Source organism: Alteribacter lacisalsi, from assembly GCF_003226345.1.
Lineage (GTDB): Bacteria > Bacillota > Bacilli > Bacillales > Salisediminibacteriaceae > Alteribacter > Alteribacter lacisalsi.
Genome location: NZ_PDOF01000001.1, coordinates 1,763,230 through 1,780,545 on the forward strand (window position 1 = coordinate 1,763,230; position 17,316 = coordinate 1,780,545).

Here is a 17,316-nt window from a genome sequence, read left to right on the forward strand (position 1 = left end):
GCAACGTCATTAGTAATAACCGGCCGGGTCATTCTTTGTCAGTTTTTCATTTTTACCTGCTCACCGTCATCGCAGTGCGGTCGGCATTTTCCTGAATTTCAACTGCATACCAGCTTTTCGCATCGCCATTTTCCTCAATGTAATCCTCAAGACCGTAAATACCGCGGTGATACGCTGTCAGTACGTGATTCCAATCCCCATACTGCCCGTAGAGGAATTCAAGATAAACGACACTCAGCTGAATGGAATAGTACGGATCAAACAGCATTTCATCCTCATAAGGCATGTCTGCCATATCTGCGATCCACGGCCCTGTGTTTTTCATAAACTGGGCAAGCCCGTAAGCATGTCCATATTGCGTTTCAGGACCGACCGTTTCAGGATCAAACGTGTCGCCTGTTTCCACTCTGATCAGCTCATACACGAGAAAGGGATCGATGTTTTTCCGATCGGCTTCAAGTGCAAGAAACGTTCCCCACTCTTTTTCAAATTTACCATCACTGTCTTCATACATGTGTTCGCCGGCATCCGTTGCCCTCTGCCAGGCATCGTACCCGGCAAGGTCGTAGTCTTCAGGCAGATGATCAATATATTCTTCCATTGTCTCTATTTCTGCTTCCATCATTTGTTCCTGTTTTTGTTTTTCCTTCGCTTTCTCAATCTCAGCTACTTTATTCTTCATTTGATTGTTCTGAACCGCAAGCACTACTGACACAGTGGCCAGCACCAGAAGGGCTGTACCAAGGGTATAGAGTAAATAATGTTTTTTCATAATCTGTTCCCTCCTGTGAAAACAGTCCGCATATGCGGCACAGAAATATATACTACGGGATTCGTCCTCATTTTTCAACCTTATGGCACTGGTAAGTTTTTTCTAAAAAAACGTCTCTATCCTACCTGAAAATAAAAGAAATTAACTGCAGATAATAGCAGAACCAGAAAAGAAAGTATATACGCGCCTTATACCCTTACTACAAAATAACTACACATTTACTTTTCACAGCTCTGTTCCCTTCACTTAACGAAGCCCGCGGAAAGCGTCCGCCTGCAGCACAATAGAACAACAATCTATCCGAAAACAGCTAAAAAAGAAAACCACCACGCATTATGCGCAGCGGCTTTACTTTATTATATGGACTGTTCAGCAGACCGTGACCGGAAAAATCGGAACACAAGTCCCTGCTTTGGAGAAAAGAAAAAGGCGAGGGCAAACAGTGCTGTCGCAACGAGAACAATTGAAGCCCCAGAGGCCACATCATATACTACAGAGAAAAACATTCCTCCAACTGCCGAAATGACACCAAACAGTGCACTCAAACCGAGCATGACCGGAAAGCGGTCAGTGAGCAGATAAGCTGTGGCGCCAGGTGTAATGAGCATGGCTACTACGAGAACAATACCCACTGTCTGCAGCGATGCCACTGTGACAAGTGACAGCAGAAGCATCAGCATGTAATGAATAAATCTGACCGGCAGTCCCGTCGCTTTTGCCATGGTTTCATCAAATGTACTGAGAAGAAGAGGCCGATAGAAGATGAATACAGTAAGCAGAACGAAAATCCCGATTCCAACCGTTATCCAGAAGTCGATCCGACCGACAGCAAGCACGTTACCGAACAGAATGTGCCACAAATCCACACTCGAGCCCCGCATCGCAGTTATCATCACAATACCAAGGGCAAACATACCTGTAAACATGATTCCGATCGCCGAATCCTCTTTTATTCTGCTGTTCTGTGAAATGTAGCCGATTGCAAGGGCTGTTATGACGCCGGTAACAACCGCCCCAATAAAGAAGTTCATTCCAAGCATATAGGCGATCACTACGCCGGGCAGTACAGCATGGGAAATCGCATCCCCCATGAGAGCCATGCCTCTTAAAATAATGAAACACCCAATCACGCCGCAGATGACACCAACAGCAATGGCTGCCATAAGCGCATTCTGCAGATACGGATATCTTGCTACCTGATCGGCAAAACTGATAATTTGTTCGATCATTGACTGATCACCACCACGCCGTCCTTATCGTCAAGTACAGCAGCACTTCCCTGATAGGCTTTTTTTAGATATTCAGAAGTATAAACCTCTTTTACAGCTCCGGCACCAATCAGTTCCTGATTCAGAAGCACCAGGTGATCAAAATATTTTTCCACTTTGCTCAGATCATGATGGACAACAAAAATCGTTTTACCCTGATCGCGCAACTGGTGAAGAAGCCGTACGATAATCTCCTCTGATTTGATGTCAATACCGACAAAAGGTTCATCAAGGAAAAAAACATCCGCATCCTGGGTAAGGGCTCTGGCAATAAATACGCGCTGCTGCTGGCCGCCGGAAAGTTCCCCAATCTGCCGCTTTGCAAATTCGCTCATGCCGACTTTTTCCAGAGAAGCAGCCGCTTTTTCCCGATCCTTCCTGCCGCTTCTGAGTTTAAACCATGGAATATGCGCATAGCGCCCCATAAGGACAACATCTTCCACCCGTACGGGAAAGTCCCAGTCAATCACGTTTCTCTGGGGGACGTAGGATATCTGTTTCCGGCACGTTTTAATATTTTTACCGAACAGACTCACTTCCCCTTTCGATCGTTCAAGACCAAGAATCGCTTTAATCAAAGTTGATTTTCCTGCCCCGTTCGGTCCGATTACACCGATGAGCTGGCCTTTATCTACAGTAAAATTTATGTTTTTTAACGCAAGGTGGCCGTGATAATGCACCGACAGCTCACGAACATCAATGGTATCCTGTCGTGCCATTGAGAATCCCCCTTTATAAAATCTTTATTTCAGTACGCTGCAAATTATATCAAACGTAATATATGTTGATTGGGCGTGTCCCGTGCTGCTATTGAAGTAAAAAGTTGTATCAAAATTAAAAAGTTGCCCTTAGTAAACTTTTGGTCCTGTGTACAATTATAAGCCCTCGTTTAAGATTTATCAATCTTTAAGGTCAATGTCTTTAATGGATAAACTCATAGGTAAGAAACCTGCTCAGCAGAACGCCTCCTGCACCGCTCCCGGTTTTTTACTGCTATTAAATCGAATGCTGATCAAGAGCTTTCTGACAAAATAAAGGCCCTGCACATCTAAAAGAGTGCAGGGCTCCTGATCCTGGTTTTCTTTTTTTTATGATCTCATCTGTTCGTGTTTACTGTAAAGAGGCAGGGTAATTACAATTCTCGTACCTTTACCCAAGGCACTTTCCACTTTGAATGTACCTTTGTGCTCTTCAACTATTCGTTTACAAAGCGGAATGCCGATTCCTGTGCCTTTATCCTTCGTCGTGAAAAAGGGTTTTTCAATCTCTTCCAGTACCTCTGCAGGCATGCCGGGCCCGTAGTCTTCAAGTGTGATCACGTAAATGTTTTCCTCTACATGCGTCATCATCGTAAAGCGCTTGTCTCCGTCCCAGTTTTCGTATGCTTCGATCGAATTGCGGAGAACATTGAGCATTACCTGACGGATCATCTGATCATTTACGTAAAGATAGCGCCGGGAATCCTTTATGGCAAAGGTAAAGTCAATGTCATGAAGCAGGGATTCGGATCGGAAGATCATCAGCATTGATTCCATTAGTTCGGACGGACTGACTTTCTTTTTATCAATTTTCTTTCTTGACATACTCAGGAAGTCTTCAATGATCAGATTCATACGGTCAATTTCAGAGGAAATGGTTTCATAGTACTTGTTCAGGCTGTTTGACAGCTTCGACAACTGGATAAATCCCTTGATTACAGACAGAGGGTTACGCAGCTCATGAGCTACGCCCGCTGCGATCTGGGAAACACTCTCCATCTGCTGTTTATATGTAAGGAGCTGTTCGAACCGGTGCTCGACTGTTTCGTCCTTTATAAATACACACATTTGATCTGGTGTGACAAGACTGCCGTGAACGGTGAGGCGGATCTCCTCTTTTTCAAAAACAACAGTTGCATTTTTATTGTTTTCGTCAACGATATCCGAAAGCTTGGAAATGGTTTCATGGAACGGAAATCCTTCTACAAGTTCCCCGTCTGATTCGCCAAGAGGTTCTTCGATTGTTTTAAGAAGTTCACGGAAAAGCGGATTGGACGAACGGATTCGTTTGTCATGGTCAATGAGGAAATAGGGAATCGGAAGCTGTTTCAACGTCTGTACAATACCCTTTTCTTCTTCAAGTTCCTCTGCTTTTACCATAAGTCCTTCTGACAGGGCAATCCCGTTGCACGTAATATGCCTTATTTGACCCTGATAGACGACCTGAAAGGTTTCCAAACGGTCCGCCCTCCCCCTGGAGAGCTCATAAAGATACATCTGGAACCGATCTGCTTCTGACGGTTCAAACAGATGATAAAAGGTTTCCACATTTACTCTGCTCCGGTAGGCTGATGGGAGCGTTACGGATATAAGCGACTCATCACGGTCAAACACCAGAAGCCATTCAGAAGATAGATCCGCGATTGTTTCCATAATTTCTTCGTTATTTGCTAAAGTATGGCAGTCCATAACCGGCGTCCTCCCCAGATTTATGGTTCTCAGTGTCAAAGCCGTTCACTGTCTTTTCAATGAGTATACTATAAATTGGCAATGTTTTCTTCCATATTTTCAAAAAACTTTTATCGGCAAACTTTTGGCCCAGGCAAAAAGAACCTTTTCAGAAAATCTTTTGTCCGAGCTGCCAAAACAATAATTCAAAAACCTTGCAAACCGCTCACGGCTCTCATGCATACGATAAAAAAGCAGCATTAAAAGGAGGTACGGATGTGAACCCAATCGTAAAGCAGATGATCAATCAGAAAATCAATTCACTCGATGTAAAGGAACTGATCCGGCTGAGCAGGCAGTATCAAATTCCGATTACAGTAAAGCAGGCAAAGCAGATCATAACAGTCCTGAAAAAACATCCTATTGACGTAGGGAACCCGAATCATATTAAACGGCTTCAGAATGAATTAAAACAAATTGATCCGGCACTGTATAAAAAAGCAGAGCAGATTCTTGAACCATACAAGGACCATATCGACTGGCCCTAGATTTCAAAATGCCATAAAACGCTGTGCGGCATAAACGAAAGTATAGAAGACAAAAAAATCCCCCAAGACAGCATTTCTGCTGCCTTGAGGGGATTTTCTACTTAAACATTCATCAGTCTGTCTTTAAGATCTTCTTTAAAACGGCCGTTTTTAATCATATCGATTTCGTGTTTATAAGGGGCCTTCTTGTTTTTCTTATCTGTTCCCACATAGGGCGTTTCCAGAATTTTAGGAACCCGCTCAAGTGAATCATGATTGATAATCCTTGTCAGAGCATCGAAACCGATATGCCCAAAGCCGATATTTTCATGCCGGTCCTTGGCTGCGCCGCGTTCGTTTTTACTATCGTTTATATGAAGGACCTTCAGGCGCTCCAGGCCAACGATCCTGTCAAACTCCTCCAGAACGCCATCGAGATCATTTACAATGTCATAACCGGCGTCATGAACGTGACAGGTGTCAAAGCAGACACTCAGTTTTTCATTATGATTGACACCATCGATGATTTTGGCAAGTTCATCAAAGCTGCGCCCGCATTCAGAGCCTTTTCCTGCCATCGTCTCAAGTGCGATCTGAACGTCCTGCTCAGGATCAAGCACTTCGTTGAGACCTTCAATAATTTTCTCAATGCCTTTCTCCGCACCGGCACCTACGTGGGCGCCGGGGTGAAGGACAATTTGTCTTGATCCAATAGCTTCGGTCCGGTCAATCTCGCTCTTGAGAAAGTTTACACCAAGCTCAAAGGTTTCTTTTTTCTGGGAATTACCAATGTTTATAATGTATGGAGCATGAACAATGATATTGTCGATGCCGTTTTCCTTCATATGGGCTGTTCCCGCTTCAATATTGAGCTCGTCAATCGGCTTACGGCGGGTATTCTGCGGAGCACCGGTATAAATCATAAAGGTCGTGGCCCCGTAAGAAGCCGCCTCTTCACTTGATGCGAGCAGCATCTTTTTCCCGCTCATTGATACGTGTGATCCGAGTAGCATACGGATTCTCTCTCCCTTTTAGGCATATTTATTTTCTCTTGGCCCGGTTGTTTCTTTTCTGTTCAAGCCGGCGCTGCCGCTTCTGTTCCTGTTCCTTCTGCTGCTGGAATTTCTTTTTATAGCCCGGTTTTATTTTTTTCGGCTTGGCAGTTTTCATTGTTACCTGCTCAGGTTCTGGTTTCCCCTGGGTTTTGCGTCTGCGGAATTTCTGTTCCAGATCAACCCACTCACCTTTTTTCAGATCCTTATGAAGAAAGGTAATACCTTGGCTTTCCAGTTTTTCAACAGCAGCCTGATCACTGCGCCCGGCAATTGTAGCTGCAATTCCGTCCCAGCCGGCTCGCGCTGTACGGCCGACACGGTGGATATAATACTCAAGCTCCCTTGGAAGTCCTACGTTAATAATGTGACTGATCCCTTTTACGTCAATCCCTCTCGCCACAAGATCGGATGCAATAAGATACTGAACTTCTGCATCACGAAGCTTTTTCATTACCTTTTTCCGGTCACGGGGAGAAATGCCCCCGTGCAGTTTTTCCGCATTCAGCCCTTCCTCGGCGAAAGCGGCAAAGAGTGTGTCGGCTTCCTCCTTGGAATTAGCAAAAACAACGGCAAGAAACGGATTCAGCGCTTTGGCAATATCCACGGTAAGTCTGTTCACATCCCGGTCCCGGTCTGGAATGAGCCAGTGTTCAATTTTCTTCGGGGAGGTCTGATTAGGTTCCACTTTCACGTGTTTCGGATTCTGCATATACTTTCTAAGAAACGGCTGAAGCTTTTCTGGTATAGTCGCAGAAAAAACGAGCATCTGAAGCTGCTCCGGCATCCGTGCACCGATCTGGTCCACGTCTTCCAAAAAGCCCATGTCCAGCATCTGATCAGCCTCGTCTACGATGAAAACGGAGGACTGATGCACATCCAGCGCCTGCTCTTTGATCATGTCATGAATCCGGCCCGGTGTCCCCACTACAATATGTGGCGGATTTTTCAGCTTATCCACCATTCGGCTCCGGTCTGTGCCACCCGTAACCAATTTCGCGGTGACTTTTCCTTCAGAATGGGAAATCAGCTTTGAGAGTTCATCGAAAAGCTGTCCGGCAAGCTCTCTTGTAGGAGCTGTAATGACAGCCTGTACCTGTTTATTTTCAGGGTCAATACGATCTGTGACTGGGAGAAGAAAAGCCAGTGTTTTTCCTGTACCCGTCTGTGATTGTCCGATCACATCGGAGCCGTTCCGGATCGCCGGAATAAGGCGCTCCTGTATTTCCATAGGCAGGTTAATGCCCTGTTCTTTTAGAGCATTAATAAGAAATGGCTGAAGATTAAAGCGTTCAAAATTATGATTCATGATTGTGTTCCTTCTTTCTATGTTCTGATCACATGAACCGGATCCTAACCGGCTGTGATACATGAGATTTTCAGGTGCAGGTAACGTTTACCTGTTTTTTTACGGGTTCTAAACAGATGAAGACACACATACACTAATTATACATTTTAACATGGACAAGGGGCCGCGCGCCATATACACCTGAAAGCCCAGTCATTTCTTTCACCTGTGCATATAACTAACAGGAGAAAACATTGTATGTGAAAGGATGGTAGGTATGTTCGGTCCACGCCCTTTACCTCCGTCAAACCAGAATCCATTCTCTTCTTTTTCCGGCGGCTTTGGTCCCGCCAGAGGTTTTAATCCCGGCCACGGCATGCGGTCCCCTATGGGAGGCGGCTCCATGTTTGGAGGCGGCGGTGGCTCCATGGTCGGCGGCGGGTCTGGATTTCCGGCAGGCGGCAATGCCCCTATGTTTGGACAGGGAATGCAGCAGGCAGGAATGCGCTCCGGCGGCGGTCTGCTTTCCAGACTGTTCGGTGGGGGTTCCGGAGCAGGCGGCGCCCTTGGAAACCTTGGAGGCTCAGCAGGTGCGGCAGGAAGCGGGGGAGGTCCTCTTGCGTCATTGACGAATGCCTTCAGCAGCGGAGGCGGTGGCATTAATTCCATGCTCGGATTTGTCCAAAACGCCCAAAAAGCGGTGCAGGTGGCCCAGTCAGTCGGTCCGATGGTCCAGCAGTACGGTCCGCTCGTCCGTTCCCTTCCCCAGCTCATGTCGATCATGAAATCCAGCGACAATGACGACGATTCAGAAGACACTGCCGGGGACGAGGCAGAAGAAACCGAAAGCACTGAAGAAGATACTGTTGTTGAAGTTAACCGGCCAGCCGGCACAAATCGTTCTTCAAACCTGAAGAAGAAAGCAAAAAAAGCGGTCCGCCATACAAAAACAACGCCTGTTAACAAAGTAAAGAAAAACAAGGTAAAACCGTCAGCCGGTAATAACCTGCCTGGTCCCAAACTTTATGTATAATCGCTCCCTTTGATCCTTTCTGAAGCCTGAAAAATCAGCCTTTAACGCTAAAGACTGATTTTTCTTTCTTTGCATCTTTTTATTGACGAAACCGCCTCTCCATAGTAGAATTTTTATTTTACATTTTTTTGTGGTAAAATAGCGGTATAACTGTAATGGAGGAATGTATATGTTCAAAGTCGGTGATCACGTTGTCTACCCGTATCACGGTGCCGGAACGATTCAGGATATCGAGGAAAAAGATATTCTGGGTGAGAAGATAAATTACTTCATTGTTTTTTTTCCGCTCAATCATGTGACATTAATGCTTCCGGAAAACCGCGTTCAGGATTCCGGTCTCAGAAAAATTATAGAAACGACGAAAATCGAAGAGCTCGCTACAGCGCTTAAAACCGTTGAGGAGCCAGCCTCCAAAAAAGAAGCGGCACGTCCGTATTCAAAAGAAAATGAAACACTTCTTAAAACCGGCTGTATAATGGATGCTGCAAGCGTCATTGCAAACCTTACTTCCAAGGAAGGGGAGCGCACAAACGGTCTACATATGGAGGACCGTAAAAATATGGACCGGGCAAAACAGTTTATTGCCAGTGAACTGATGCTGGTAAATGATTATTCTGAAGAAGAAGCGTACGATTTTATAATGAAAAATTCCCAGGGAGCCTGACAGCTCTCCTCATAGACGTAAAGGATGTCCTTTTGAAAAGAGGGCATCTTTTCTTTTGGTGCCGGTTCCTAACGGTTTCGCTTTTTGCTTATGTGTTTTATAATGAAAGTTGGTACTTATACACACAGCACTTGTGTGAAGGAGGAGCTGACAATGGACGTTTTAAAAATTTCCCCGCGGGGTTATTGCTATGGCGTAGTCGATGCGATGGTTCTCGCACGCCAGGCGGCTGATAACCTGGATCTTCCGCGGCCAATCTACATCCTCGGAATGATTGTACACAATAAACATGTGACTGACGCTTTTGATGAAGAAGGCATCATTACACTTGATGGTCCTAACCGCCTTGAAATATTGAAGCAAGTCGATAAAGGAACAGTTATATTCACTGCTCACGGGGTTTCCCCTGAAGTCCGGAGACTCGCAAAGGAAAAAGGTCTTACGACAGTAGATGCAACCTGTCCTGACGTTACTCGTACACACGACTTAATTCTTGAGAAACGCGAAGAAGGCTACCACATCATTTACGTCGGCAAGAAGGGGCACCCGGAACCTGAAGGCGCGATTGGTGTGGCACCCGATATCGTCCACCTCGTTGAGTCGGAAGAAGACGTTGCTGCTCTTACTATCGATTCTGACAAAATTATTATTACAAATCAGACAACGATGAGTCAGTGGGACGTCTCAAACATTATTAACAAATCTCTTGAAAAATACCCTCATGCGGAAGTGCACAATGAGATCTGCATGGCTACCCAGGTAAGGCAGGAAGCGGTAGCCAAACAGGCTGGCGAAGCTGATCTTCTCCTTGTGGTAGGAGATCCGAAAAGTAATAACTCCAACCGTCTGGCCCAGGTTTCAAAAGAAATTGCCGGAACGCAGGCTTACCGGATTGCCAACGTAAACGAAATTGATCTGAATTGGCTCAAAGGAATCAGCAAAGTCGCCGTGACTGCCGGTGCAAGTACACCTACGCCAATCACTAAAGAAGTGATCAAGTTTGTAGAGCAATTTGACGAAGATGATCCGGAAACATGGAGTACGATCAGCCAGGTAAAGATGACACGGATTCTTCCAAAAGTGAAAAAGAAAAAACAGGAAAAAGCTGCTGAAACAAAGTCCAGCTAAAGGGAATGGCTCTTACCAATAATCCGGTAAGAGCCATTTTCCTGCTGGTATTAAACGAATGTGAACGGATCTGTATCTACCCGGGAGGCAACCGCAGTTGCTTCGTACTTTTTCTCCTCAAAGAAAGAAGAAAGAAAACCGGCGACCCCTTCTTTCATGATCTTTTCAACATTATGACCGGGATCGACCATCATCAAACCTTCAAGCATGGCATCGTGTGCGACATGATAATAAAGATCACCGGTAACAAATACATCAGCACCTTTAAACATGGCGGTTCCCACATATTTGTTGCCATCGCCGCCGAGAACAGCAACTTTACGTACAGTCCGGTTTAGATCACCGACTACCCGTGCTCCGTCCACGTCAAAGGCTTTTTTTACATGTGCAGCAAAAGAAGCGAGTGTCATTTCCTCTTCAAGATACCCGATCCTGCCAAGGCCCCGTTTTTCCCCTGGCACTGCCATATCATAAATATCATAAGCGACTTCCTCGTATGGATGCGCCTTAATCATTTCACGTATGACACGCTTTTCGATGGAAACCGGATAAATGGTCTCGACTCTCACTTCGTCAACCTTCTCCATTTTCCCCTGCTCACCGATGAACGGGTCAGTGCCTTCTCCCGGCTTGAACATGCCTGTCCCTTTGGAATTAAAGGAACAGTGACTGTAATCGCCAAGGGCCCCTGCTCCGGCTTTGCCAAGCGCTTCACGAACGTCGTCAGCCTGCTCTTCCGGCACAAAGACAGCGACTTTCCGCAGAGGATCCTCTGCTGTTTCCACGAGTACTTCTGTCGCCTGAAGACCGATCGCCTCAGCCATCATATCATTGACTCCCCCTGGTGCTACATCCAGGTTCGTATGCGCTGCGTATACTGCTATATCATTCTTAATAAGCTTTTCAACGGTTCTCCCGTAGACCTCATCTGTGCGAAGAGCTTTTATCGGCTTGAAAATGAGCGGATGGTGAGCGATAATCAGCTCTGCTCCTTCTTCAACTGCTTCGTCAACAACGTTTTCGTTCACATCCAGAGCGACGAGTACTTTGGAAACAGGTTTGTTGAGGGTGCCGATTTGAAGACCGACTTTATCACCCTCTACAGCGTAGTTTTTCGGAGAAAAGGTTTCAAAAGCCTGAATGATTGCCTGTCCGTTTGCCTGTTTCATGCTAACGCCTCCTCTAGCCAGCCGAGCTGCCGGTCAAGCTTTTTCTGCTTTTCCAAAAGGGCAGGTGTTTTTTCCCCTCTCGCCAGCTGGGCTTTGATGTTTGTCAGTTGTTCCTTTTCCTTCGTCCACTTCTTTTTAAACGCCTCGTTGTTTTTTTCGTCTAAAAGATATGGACCGAGCCACATTGCCATGTCACGATTTCTTCCTGCATAAGCAGCGTCCGGGTCGCCAGGCTCTGCTGTAAGAATCTCATACACATGTCCGTCCTCTTCCATAATCGTTTCAGCCGCCAATGACCAGCCGTTTTCGTAAAGCCAGACGCGAATATGGTCAGCAGCCACATTTGGCTGCAGAATCAGCTTCGTTACACCGCTGAGCAGGCTTTTACCCTCATCCAGGATCCTGGCTATCAGCGGCCCTCCCATCCCGGCAATAGTAATGGTGTCCACATTTTCATTTTCAAGAACAGCCAGCCCGTCCCCAAGTTTGGCACGTATTGTACCGTTATGACCGCGTGCACGGATATTTTTTTCTGCAGCTGCAAGAGGTCCGGCCGCCACTTCGCCGGCCACAGCAGTGACAGCCAAGCCCTGTTCAATTGCGTAACATGGAAGTTTGGCATGATCAGAACCGATATCCGCAAGCCTCGCTCCTTTAGGTATGAAAGAGGCTACCTGCTTAAGTCTTTCTGAAAGATCAGTTGTTTTCATCAGTTTCACCCTGAATCTGTTATGTATTGTAGTCTTCTTCTGCTTAGACTTGGTAATTACACTTTGCAGATAGAGAAAAAGAAGGAACGTCTGCCGCCCTTCTTTTCATCCGTATTATTCGTTTACACTCAGAATATATTCTGCAACAGCTTCCGATTCCTCGCCGCTGACAAGGCCTGAAGGCATGGAGCCCGGTCCTTCCTCAATCGCCGCTATGATGTCCTCTTCAGAGTAGCTGCCATCGTCAAGTGCAGGGCCCGAACCGCCTTCGAGGTCACCGCCGTGACAAGACAGACAGTTCTGCTCATAGAGGGCTTCTCCCCACTCAATCGGATCGTCAAATTCTTCTTCGCCCGCATCCTCTTCTTCTCCGTTCTCAGCTTCCTGGGCAATTTCTGCCTGCTGGAAGTTTCCAATAAAGGATAAAACAATCATTACGAGAATACCGAGGGCTGCCGTAACAGCAAACGGAAATAAAGGTTTCCCTTTCATGTGTATGTACCTCCTTCGTGTGTCAAAAAAATATGTTTGTTTTTTTGTAAGCCACACGGGCTCAACTATACAAGCTAATTTATATTTTACTCTAAATCCTCTTAAGAGAAAAGAGGGAAGGTAAATTAATGTCTGTTGCCGGAATATTCTGTTACAACTTCTTGAACTTTTACGGAGAAGATGGTTCTCTGAGTGCTTTCACCATCCCTGCTGGATCATCTGTAATGATCCCTGAAACATTCAGTCTGCGGCATTTAAGCGCTTCTCTTGCCCGGTTCACCCTGTAGGCACGAACCGGAATGCCTGCTCTTGCCCAGATCGGGTAAAAGGAGACTGCCTGAAAAGAGTGACGGATATGGATAGCATTGGCCTGTATAGCCCCTGCATACCGCGTTCCTCTGAAAAGCGGCGTCTTGGTCAGAAGTGCGCGCTCGATGCCAGCCTCAGAGCTGTGCCGGGCCATATAGGTCAGCAGCGGATGATAAAACGTGGATACTATCGTGCGGCCGGTCATCCTGTAATCTCTCAGCATCTGAAAGGTGCGCTCAAGGTGATCCTGAAAATCAACCGGCGGTTTCTTTACTTCGAGATGGAGCGTAAGACGTGGATGATCCTGAAGCCACCCCAGCACTTCCTCAAGTCCGGGGATTTTTTCGCCCAGAAAAGAAGAATGAAACCAGCTTCCTGCATCAAACTCTCTTAGTTCTCTGTATGTAAACGACCTGAGCCAGCCCCTTCCGTTTGTAGTACGGTCAATCTTTTCGTCATGAAAGACAACAGGAACGCCTTCCTTTGTCCACTGAACATCCAGTTCAATGCCGTCTGCCCCGGAAGAAGCTGCAGACATAAAGGCAGCCATTGTATTTTCAGGAGTGTATCGTTTGTTGCCCCTGTGTGCAATAATGTCCATCAGTGACCGGCTCCTTTTCTTAAAAATACCCGATTTCGTGTAAATCATTCCGTTTTTTAAGCTTACTACATCCATCAGATGGCGTACAGCAGGAAGGAATTTGCATTTGATGGAAATTCTGAGTAAACTTGAAGTGTGCTTGAAAAAGCTTTTTAATAGTTATCAAATCCATTGTTGATTCTATATCGAAGGAATGCATTCCTAAAAACCGATTTTAAGGTAAGACAGTATTAATTACCGACCCCGGCAGTTAAGGTTACCTGAACGACATAAAAACCTGACCGGACACAGGGTCACGATCAGGTTTAAAGTTGGTCTATTCAAGAAAATCCTTCAGGCGCTTACTGCGGCTAGGATGGCGCAGCTTACGGAGTGCCTTCGCTTCAATCTGACGAATCCGTTCACGGGTAACTCCAAACACCTTGCCGACTTCCTCAAGTGTCCGGGTTCGTCCGTCGTCCAGACCGAAACGGAGACGCAGAACGTTTTCCTCACGGTCTGTAAGAGTATCAAGAACATCTTCGAGCTGTTCTTTCAAAAGCTCATAGGCTGCAGCATCAGATGGCGCGAGTGCCTCCTGGTCCTCGATAAAATCACCAAGGTGGGAGTCGTCTTCTTCACCAATTGGTGTTTCAAGAGAAACAGGCTCCTGAGCGATTTTCAGAATTTCACGCACCTTCTCCGGTGTCAGATCCATCTCCTTGGACACTTCCTCTGGTGTTGGTTCCCGCCCGAGATCCTGCAGAAGCTGACGCTGAACGCGAATCAGTTTGTTGATCGTTTCAACCATATGGACAGGAATCCGGATTGTACGGGCCTGGTCGGCGATCGCGCGCGTAATAGCCTGGCGAATCCACCACGTGGCGTACGTACTGAATTTGTAGCCTTTGTTGTAGTCGAATTTTTCAACAGCTTTAATCAGACCCATATTTCCTTCCTGGATCAGATCCAGGAAAAGCATGCCTCGCCCTACATAGCGTTTTGCAATACTGACAACGAGACGGAGGTTCGCTTCTGCCAGACGGCGTTTAGCTTCTTCGTCCCCGTCTTCAATCCGCTTTGCAAGACTGACTTCTTCCTGCGCAGACAGAAGCGGTACACGGCCGATTTCCTTTAGATACATTCTGACAGGGTCATTGATTTTAATACCCGGAGGTACGCTCAGGTCGTTAAGATCAAATTCATCCTCTTTTTCAACCTGCTGCATGCTGGGAACACTCACATTCCCGTCATTATCATTCATAATCTCGACACCCTGCTCGCCGAGGTACTCGAAAAATTCGTCCATCTGTTCGGAGTCCTGATCAAACGCCGCCAAGCGTTCTGTAATCTCGGCATAAGTAAGCACACCGCGCTTTTTACCGAGCTCCACTAATTGTTCCTTCACCTGATCGATGGTTAGATCGCCTTCCGCCATAGGGCGAATAGGTTTCTCAGCCATACGACCCCTCCTTCCATTGGTTCACGACAACATTCTGCTGGATCAAGTCATACTATCTTTCAGCAGTTGTTCCATTTTTATTATTTCCATGCTGATTCTCGCTGCTTCGGTATAATCCCTGGCATCTTCAGCAGCACGCTGCTCCTGCTTTTTCTTTTCTATTTCGAGCCTTTTAGGATAATTGAGAACTCTTTTTGCATAATCGTTCAGTTCCTGCTCAGACAGATCAGTACTGATCGTCATCATCGCAAGTTCACTGACAATTTTCCGGAGCTTCTCATCTTCCAGCTTCTCCATAAAACGGCTGACTGACGGTTCATTTCCTTCCCCGTAGTAGCTGAAGAGATGAGCAGCAATCGCCTGGTATTCATCTATATTAAAAGCAGCGCCCAGTTTATCCTCAACACGCACTGCCGCTTCTGCATCCCTGAGCATATGAGCCAGCAGATGCCTCTCTGCATTTGCGTGAGCCGGCAGAAGCCGCTTTCCCGCCTGGGCGGCAAAAGGCTTCCTTTCCTGTACGACCGGTCCGGACGTGCGCTTTTCCTTTTGTTTCCGAGCTTTAAAATTTTGAATGAGTTCCTGCTTCAGTGCATCCAGAGACAGGTTAAATTCGTCGGCAAGCTGGCGTATATAATGGTCCCGTTCAACCGCCCTCGGAAGTTTGCTGATCTCCTGCAGTACTTTTTCCACGTATTCAATGCGGTTTCCTTCATCCTGAAGATTTATTCCTTTCCTGAAAAAACGGAATTTAAACCCCATGTAGGTGAGTGAACTGTCAATAACTTCGTTTCGAAACCGTTCAGCGCCCTTTTGCCGGATAAAATCATCAGGATCGAGCCCTTCTTCCATCTTCGCCACTCGGACAGTCATTCCTGCTTTTTCGAGCAATTCCGCGTTTTTGTACGCAGCATTCTGCCCGGCATCGTCTGCATCATAACAGAGAAGGACTTTATCGGCGTTCCGCTTGATCATCTTTACCTGTCTGTCGGTCAGTGCCGTCCCCATAGCCGCAATACCATTATCTATACCCGCTCGCCAGGAAGAAATAACATCCGCATTTCCTTCAAAAAGAACAGCTTCGTTCTTTTTTCTGATGGACGGTCTGGCCAGATGAAAGCCATAGAGAATACGGCTTTTATTAAAGAGACTGGACTCAGGGCTGTTCATGTATTTCGGATTTCCTTCACCGAGGATCCGGCCGGTAAATCCAATCGCTTTTCCATCTCTGTTCCATACCGGAAACATGACTCGGTTACGGAATCTGTCGAATGGTTTTTTGTCGAACTCCCGCCGCGCCAGCAGCCCGGCTTCCATCATTTCATCCATATCATAATTTCTTCTCATAAGGAACGATGTGAGAAAGTCCCATGAATCGGGTGCAAACCCGAGTTGAAACCGTTCGATCATATTCTGGTCAAAACCGCGATTTTCTAAGTATTCTCTGGCTTCTTTTCCCTCTTCGGTATTCAGAAGAACGTGCTGGTAAAGCTTCACGGTCAGTTCGTGGGCGCCCATCCAGTACTTTTCCCGCTTCTTTTCTTTTGAATCGGATTGATTTCCGTCCGCCAGTTCAGGGAGGCTAATGCCTGCCCGTTCTCCAAGGCGCTGCACGGATTCAATGAAACTGATTCCTTCAGATTCCATTATGAAAGAGAAAACATTGCCGCCGGCCCCGCACCCAAAGCAGTGGTAAAGCTGCTTATCGGGGCTTACAGAGAAGGAAGGTGTTTTTTCGCCATGAAACGGGCACAACCCTGTCATGTTCCGCCCCTGTTTCTTAAGCTGGATATAGTCTCCGATGACGTCAACAATATCACTTGCTTTTCTGATCTCTTCAATTTTTTCGTCCGGAATACGTGTCCCCATGTCCTTCACCATCCCCTGCTGATTCTTTTGACCTTTAAGGGCTGGCTATATTACATTCGCCTTTGTCGTCACGTTTCCTGCCTGTTAGACAAAATTTTTTCTAGCTGGGTGTAAAAATAAGCCCGGTCCTCTCCGGTCATCTTTTTGGGGCCTTTTGTTTTTTTTCCTGCTCTTCTGAGCTTGCCCTGATCATGACGGATGGAGAGAAGCGTATTAATGTACAAATCAGTTACAACTTTTCCTCTCGGTGTAATCACTGTGATACCTTTTGCAAGAAGAAGACCGGCAAGTCCGTGATCCTGGGTAATGACCACATCACCTTTTACAGCCCGCTTCACAATTGCCATGTCAGCTGCTTCTGCTTCCTGGTCTACTGTGATTTTCTGAACATATCCCGGGAAAGCTTTGGACGTCTCATGAGCATAGGAACTCACATAAACAACCGGCAGGTTATACTTTCCGCATAAACCAATCGCCTCATCTTTTACCGGACAGGCGTCTCCGTCAATGAGAACCGTCATTACATTCGTCATAACTGTTATTTCTACATCCCCCGTCCGAATCCTT

At 46.4% G+C, this 17,316-nt stretch carries 17 protein-coding genes; 4 read left to right on the forward strand and 13 right to left on the reverse strand.

Annotated features, from left to right (window positions below; genetic code table 11):
• Nucleotides 1–52: 52 nt before the first annotated feature.
• The 4 genes from CR205_RS08795 to CR205_RS08810 form a co-directional block, all read right to left on the reverse strand.
• The gene (locus CR205_RS08795; protein WP_110518721.1) at nucleotides 53–772 is read right to left on the reverse strand and encodes a lytic transglycosylase domain-containing protein; all 720 of its coding nucleotides are present in this window, start codon (nucleotides 770–772) and stop codon (nucleotides 53–55) included.
• A gap of 356 nt (nucleotides 773–1,128) precedes the next feature.
• Complete coding sequence (locus CR205_RS08800) at nucleotides 1,129–2,001, reverse strand: metal ABC transporter permease (RefSeq protein WP_110518722.1); 873 nt, start codon at nucleotides 1,999–2,001, stop codon at nucleotides 1,129–1,131.
• Nucleotides 1,998–2,759, reverse strand: a complete 762-nt coding sequence (locus CR205_RS08805; protein WP_110518723.1) for a metal ABC transporter ATP-binding protein — start codon at nucleotides 2,757–2,759, stop codon at nucleotides 1,998–2,000. Before CR205_RS08805 ends, CR205_RS08800 begins: the two co-directional genes overlap by 4 nt.
• A 369-nt stretch (nucleotides 2,760–3,128) precedes the next feature.
• Nucleotides 3,129–4,487: an ATP-binding protein gene (locus CR205_RS08810; RefSeq protein ID WP_110518724.1), complete on the reverse strand. Its 1,359-nt coding sequence runs from the start codon at nucleotides 4,485–4,487 to the stop codon at nucleotides 3,129–3,131.
• A 257-nt stretch (nucleotides 4,488–4,744) separates the two neighbouring features.
• On the opposite strand from CR205_RS08810, the gene CR205_RS08815 reads away from it, so the two are divergent.
• A complete protein-coding gene (locus CR205_RS08815; protein WP_110518725.1) occupies nucleotides 4,745–5,014 on the forward strand; it encodes a DUF2624 family protein in 270 nt (89 codons plus the stop codon).
• Nucleotides 5,015–5,115: 101 nt separating this feature from the next.
• Here CR205_RS08815 and CR205_RS08820 read toward each other — a convergent pair whose 3' ends face one another.
• Nucleotides 5,116–6,006, reverse strand: a complete 891-nt coding sequence (locus tag CR205_RS08820; RefSeq protein ID WP_110518726.1) for a deoxyribonuclease IV — start codon at nucleotides 6,004–6,006, stop codon at nucleotides 5,116–5,118.
• A gap of 28 nt (nucleotides 6,007–6,034) precedes the next feature.
• A complete protein-coding gene (locus tag CR205_RS08825; RefSeq protein ID WP_110518727.1) occupies nucleotides 6,035–7,354 on the reverse strand; it encodes a DEAD/DEAH box helicase in 1,320 nt (439 codons plus the stop codon).
• A gap of 256 nt (nucleotides 7,355–7,610) precedes the next feature.
• Between CR205_RS08825 and vrrA the strand changes: the two genes are divergently transcribed.
• From vrrA to CR205_RS08840, 3 genes are all read left to right on the forward strand, one after another.
• Nucleotides 7,611–8,366, forward strand: coding sequence for a VrrA/YqfQ family protein (gene vrrA / locus CR205_RS08830; protein WP_161524724.1), 756 nt, complete (start codon nucleotides 7,611–7,613; stop codon nucleotides 8,364–8,366).
• A 169-nt stretch (nucleotides 8,367–8,535) separates the two neighbouring features.
• Nucleotides 8,536–9,030, forward strand: coding sequence for a CarD family transcriptional regulator (locus CR205_RS08835; protein WP_110518729.1), 495 nt, complete (start codon nucleotides 8,536–8,538; stop codon nucleotides 9,028–9,030).
• A 153-nt stretch (nucleotides 9,031–9,183) separates the two neighbouring features.
• Nucleotides 9,184–10,158: a 4-hydroxy-3-methylbut-2-enyl diphosphate reductase gene (locus CR205_RS08840; RefSeq protein WP_110518730.1), complete on the forward strand. Its 975-nt coding sequence runs from the start codon at nucleotides 9,184–9,186 to the stop codon at nucleotides 10,156–10,158.
• 50 nt (nucleotides 10,159–10,208) lie between these two features.
• On the opposite strand, the gene CR205_RS08845 is transcribed toward CR205_RS08840, so the two are convergent.
• From CR205_RS08845 to CR205_RS08875, 7 genes are all read right to left on the reverse strand, one after another.
• Nucleotides 10,209–11,327 (reverse strand): Nif3-like dinuclear metal center hexameric protein, encoded by a 1,119-nt coding sequence (locus tag CR205_RS08845; RefSeq protein WP_110518731.1) that lies wholly within the window; start codon nucleotides 11,325–11,327, stop codon nucleotides 10,209–10,211.
• Nucleotides 11,324–12,037: a tRNA (adenine(22)-N(1))-methyltransferase gene (locus CR205_RS08850; protein WP_110518732.1), complete on the reverse strand. Its 714-nt coding sequence runs from the start codon at nucleotides 12,035–12,037 to the stop codon at nucleotides 11,324–11,326. Before CR205_RS08850 ends, CR205_RS08845 begins: the two co-directional genes overlap by 4 nt.
• Nucleotides 12,038–12,151: 114 nt before the next feature.
• The gene (locus tag CR205_RS08855) at nucleotides 12,152–12,529 is read right to left on the reverse strand and encodes a c-type cytochrome (RefSeq protein WP_110518733.1); all 378 of its coding nucleotides are present in this window, start codon (nucleotides 12,527–12,529) and stop codon (nucleotides 12,152–12,154) included.
• 169 nt (nucleotides 12,530–12,698) lie between these two features.
• A complete protein-coding gene (locus CR205_RS08860) occupies nucleotides 12,699–13,439 on the reverse strand; it encodes a glycerophosphodiester phosphodiesterase family protein (RefSeq protein ID WP_110518734.1) in 741 nt (246 codons plus the stop codon).
• Nucleotides 13,440–13,755: 316 nt separating this feature from the next.
• A complete protein-coding gene (gene rpoD, locus CR205_RS08865; protein WP_110518735.1) occupies nucleotides 13,756–14,880 on the reverse strand; it encodes an RNA polymerase sigma factor RpoD in 1,125 nt (374 codons plus the stop codon).
• A 42-nt stretch (nucleotides 14,881–14,922) separates the two neighbouring features.
• Nucleotides 14,923–16,749 carry a DNA primase gene (gene dnaG, locus CR205_RS08870; protein WP_110518736.1) on the reverse strand — a complete coding sequence of 609 codons (1,827 nt, stop codon included), beginning with the start codon at nucleotides 16,747–16,749 and terminating at the stop codon, nucleotides 14,923–14,925.
• A 68-nt stretch (nucleotides 16,750–16,817) separates the two neighbouring features.
• Nucleotides 16,818–17,282 carry a YaiI/YqxD family protein gene (locus CR205_RS08875; protein ID WP_110518737.1) on the reverse strand — a complete coding sequence of 155 codons (465 nt, stop codon included), beginning with the start codon at nucleotides 17,280–17,282 and terminating at the stop codon, nucleotides 16,818–16,820.
• Between the last annotated feature and the right edge of the window lie 34 nt (nucleotides 17,283–17,316).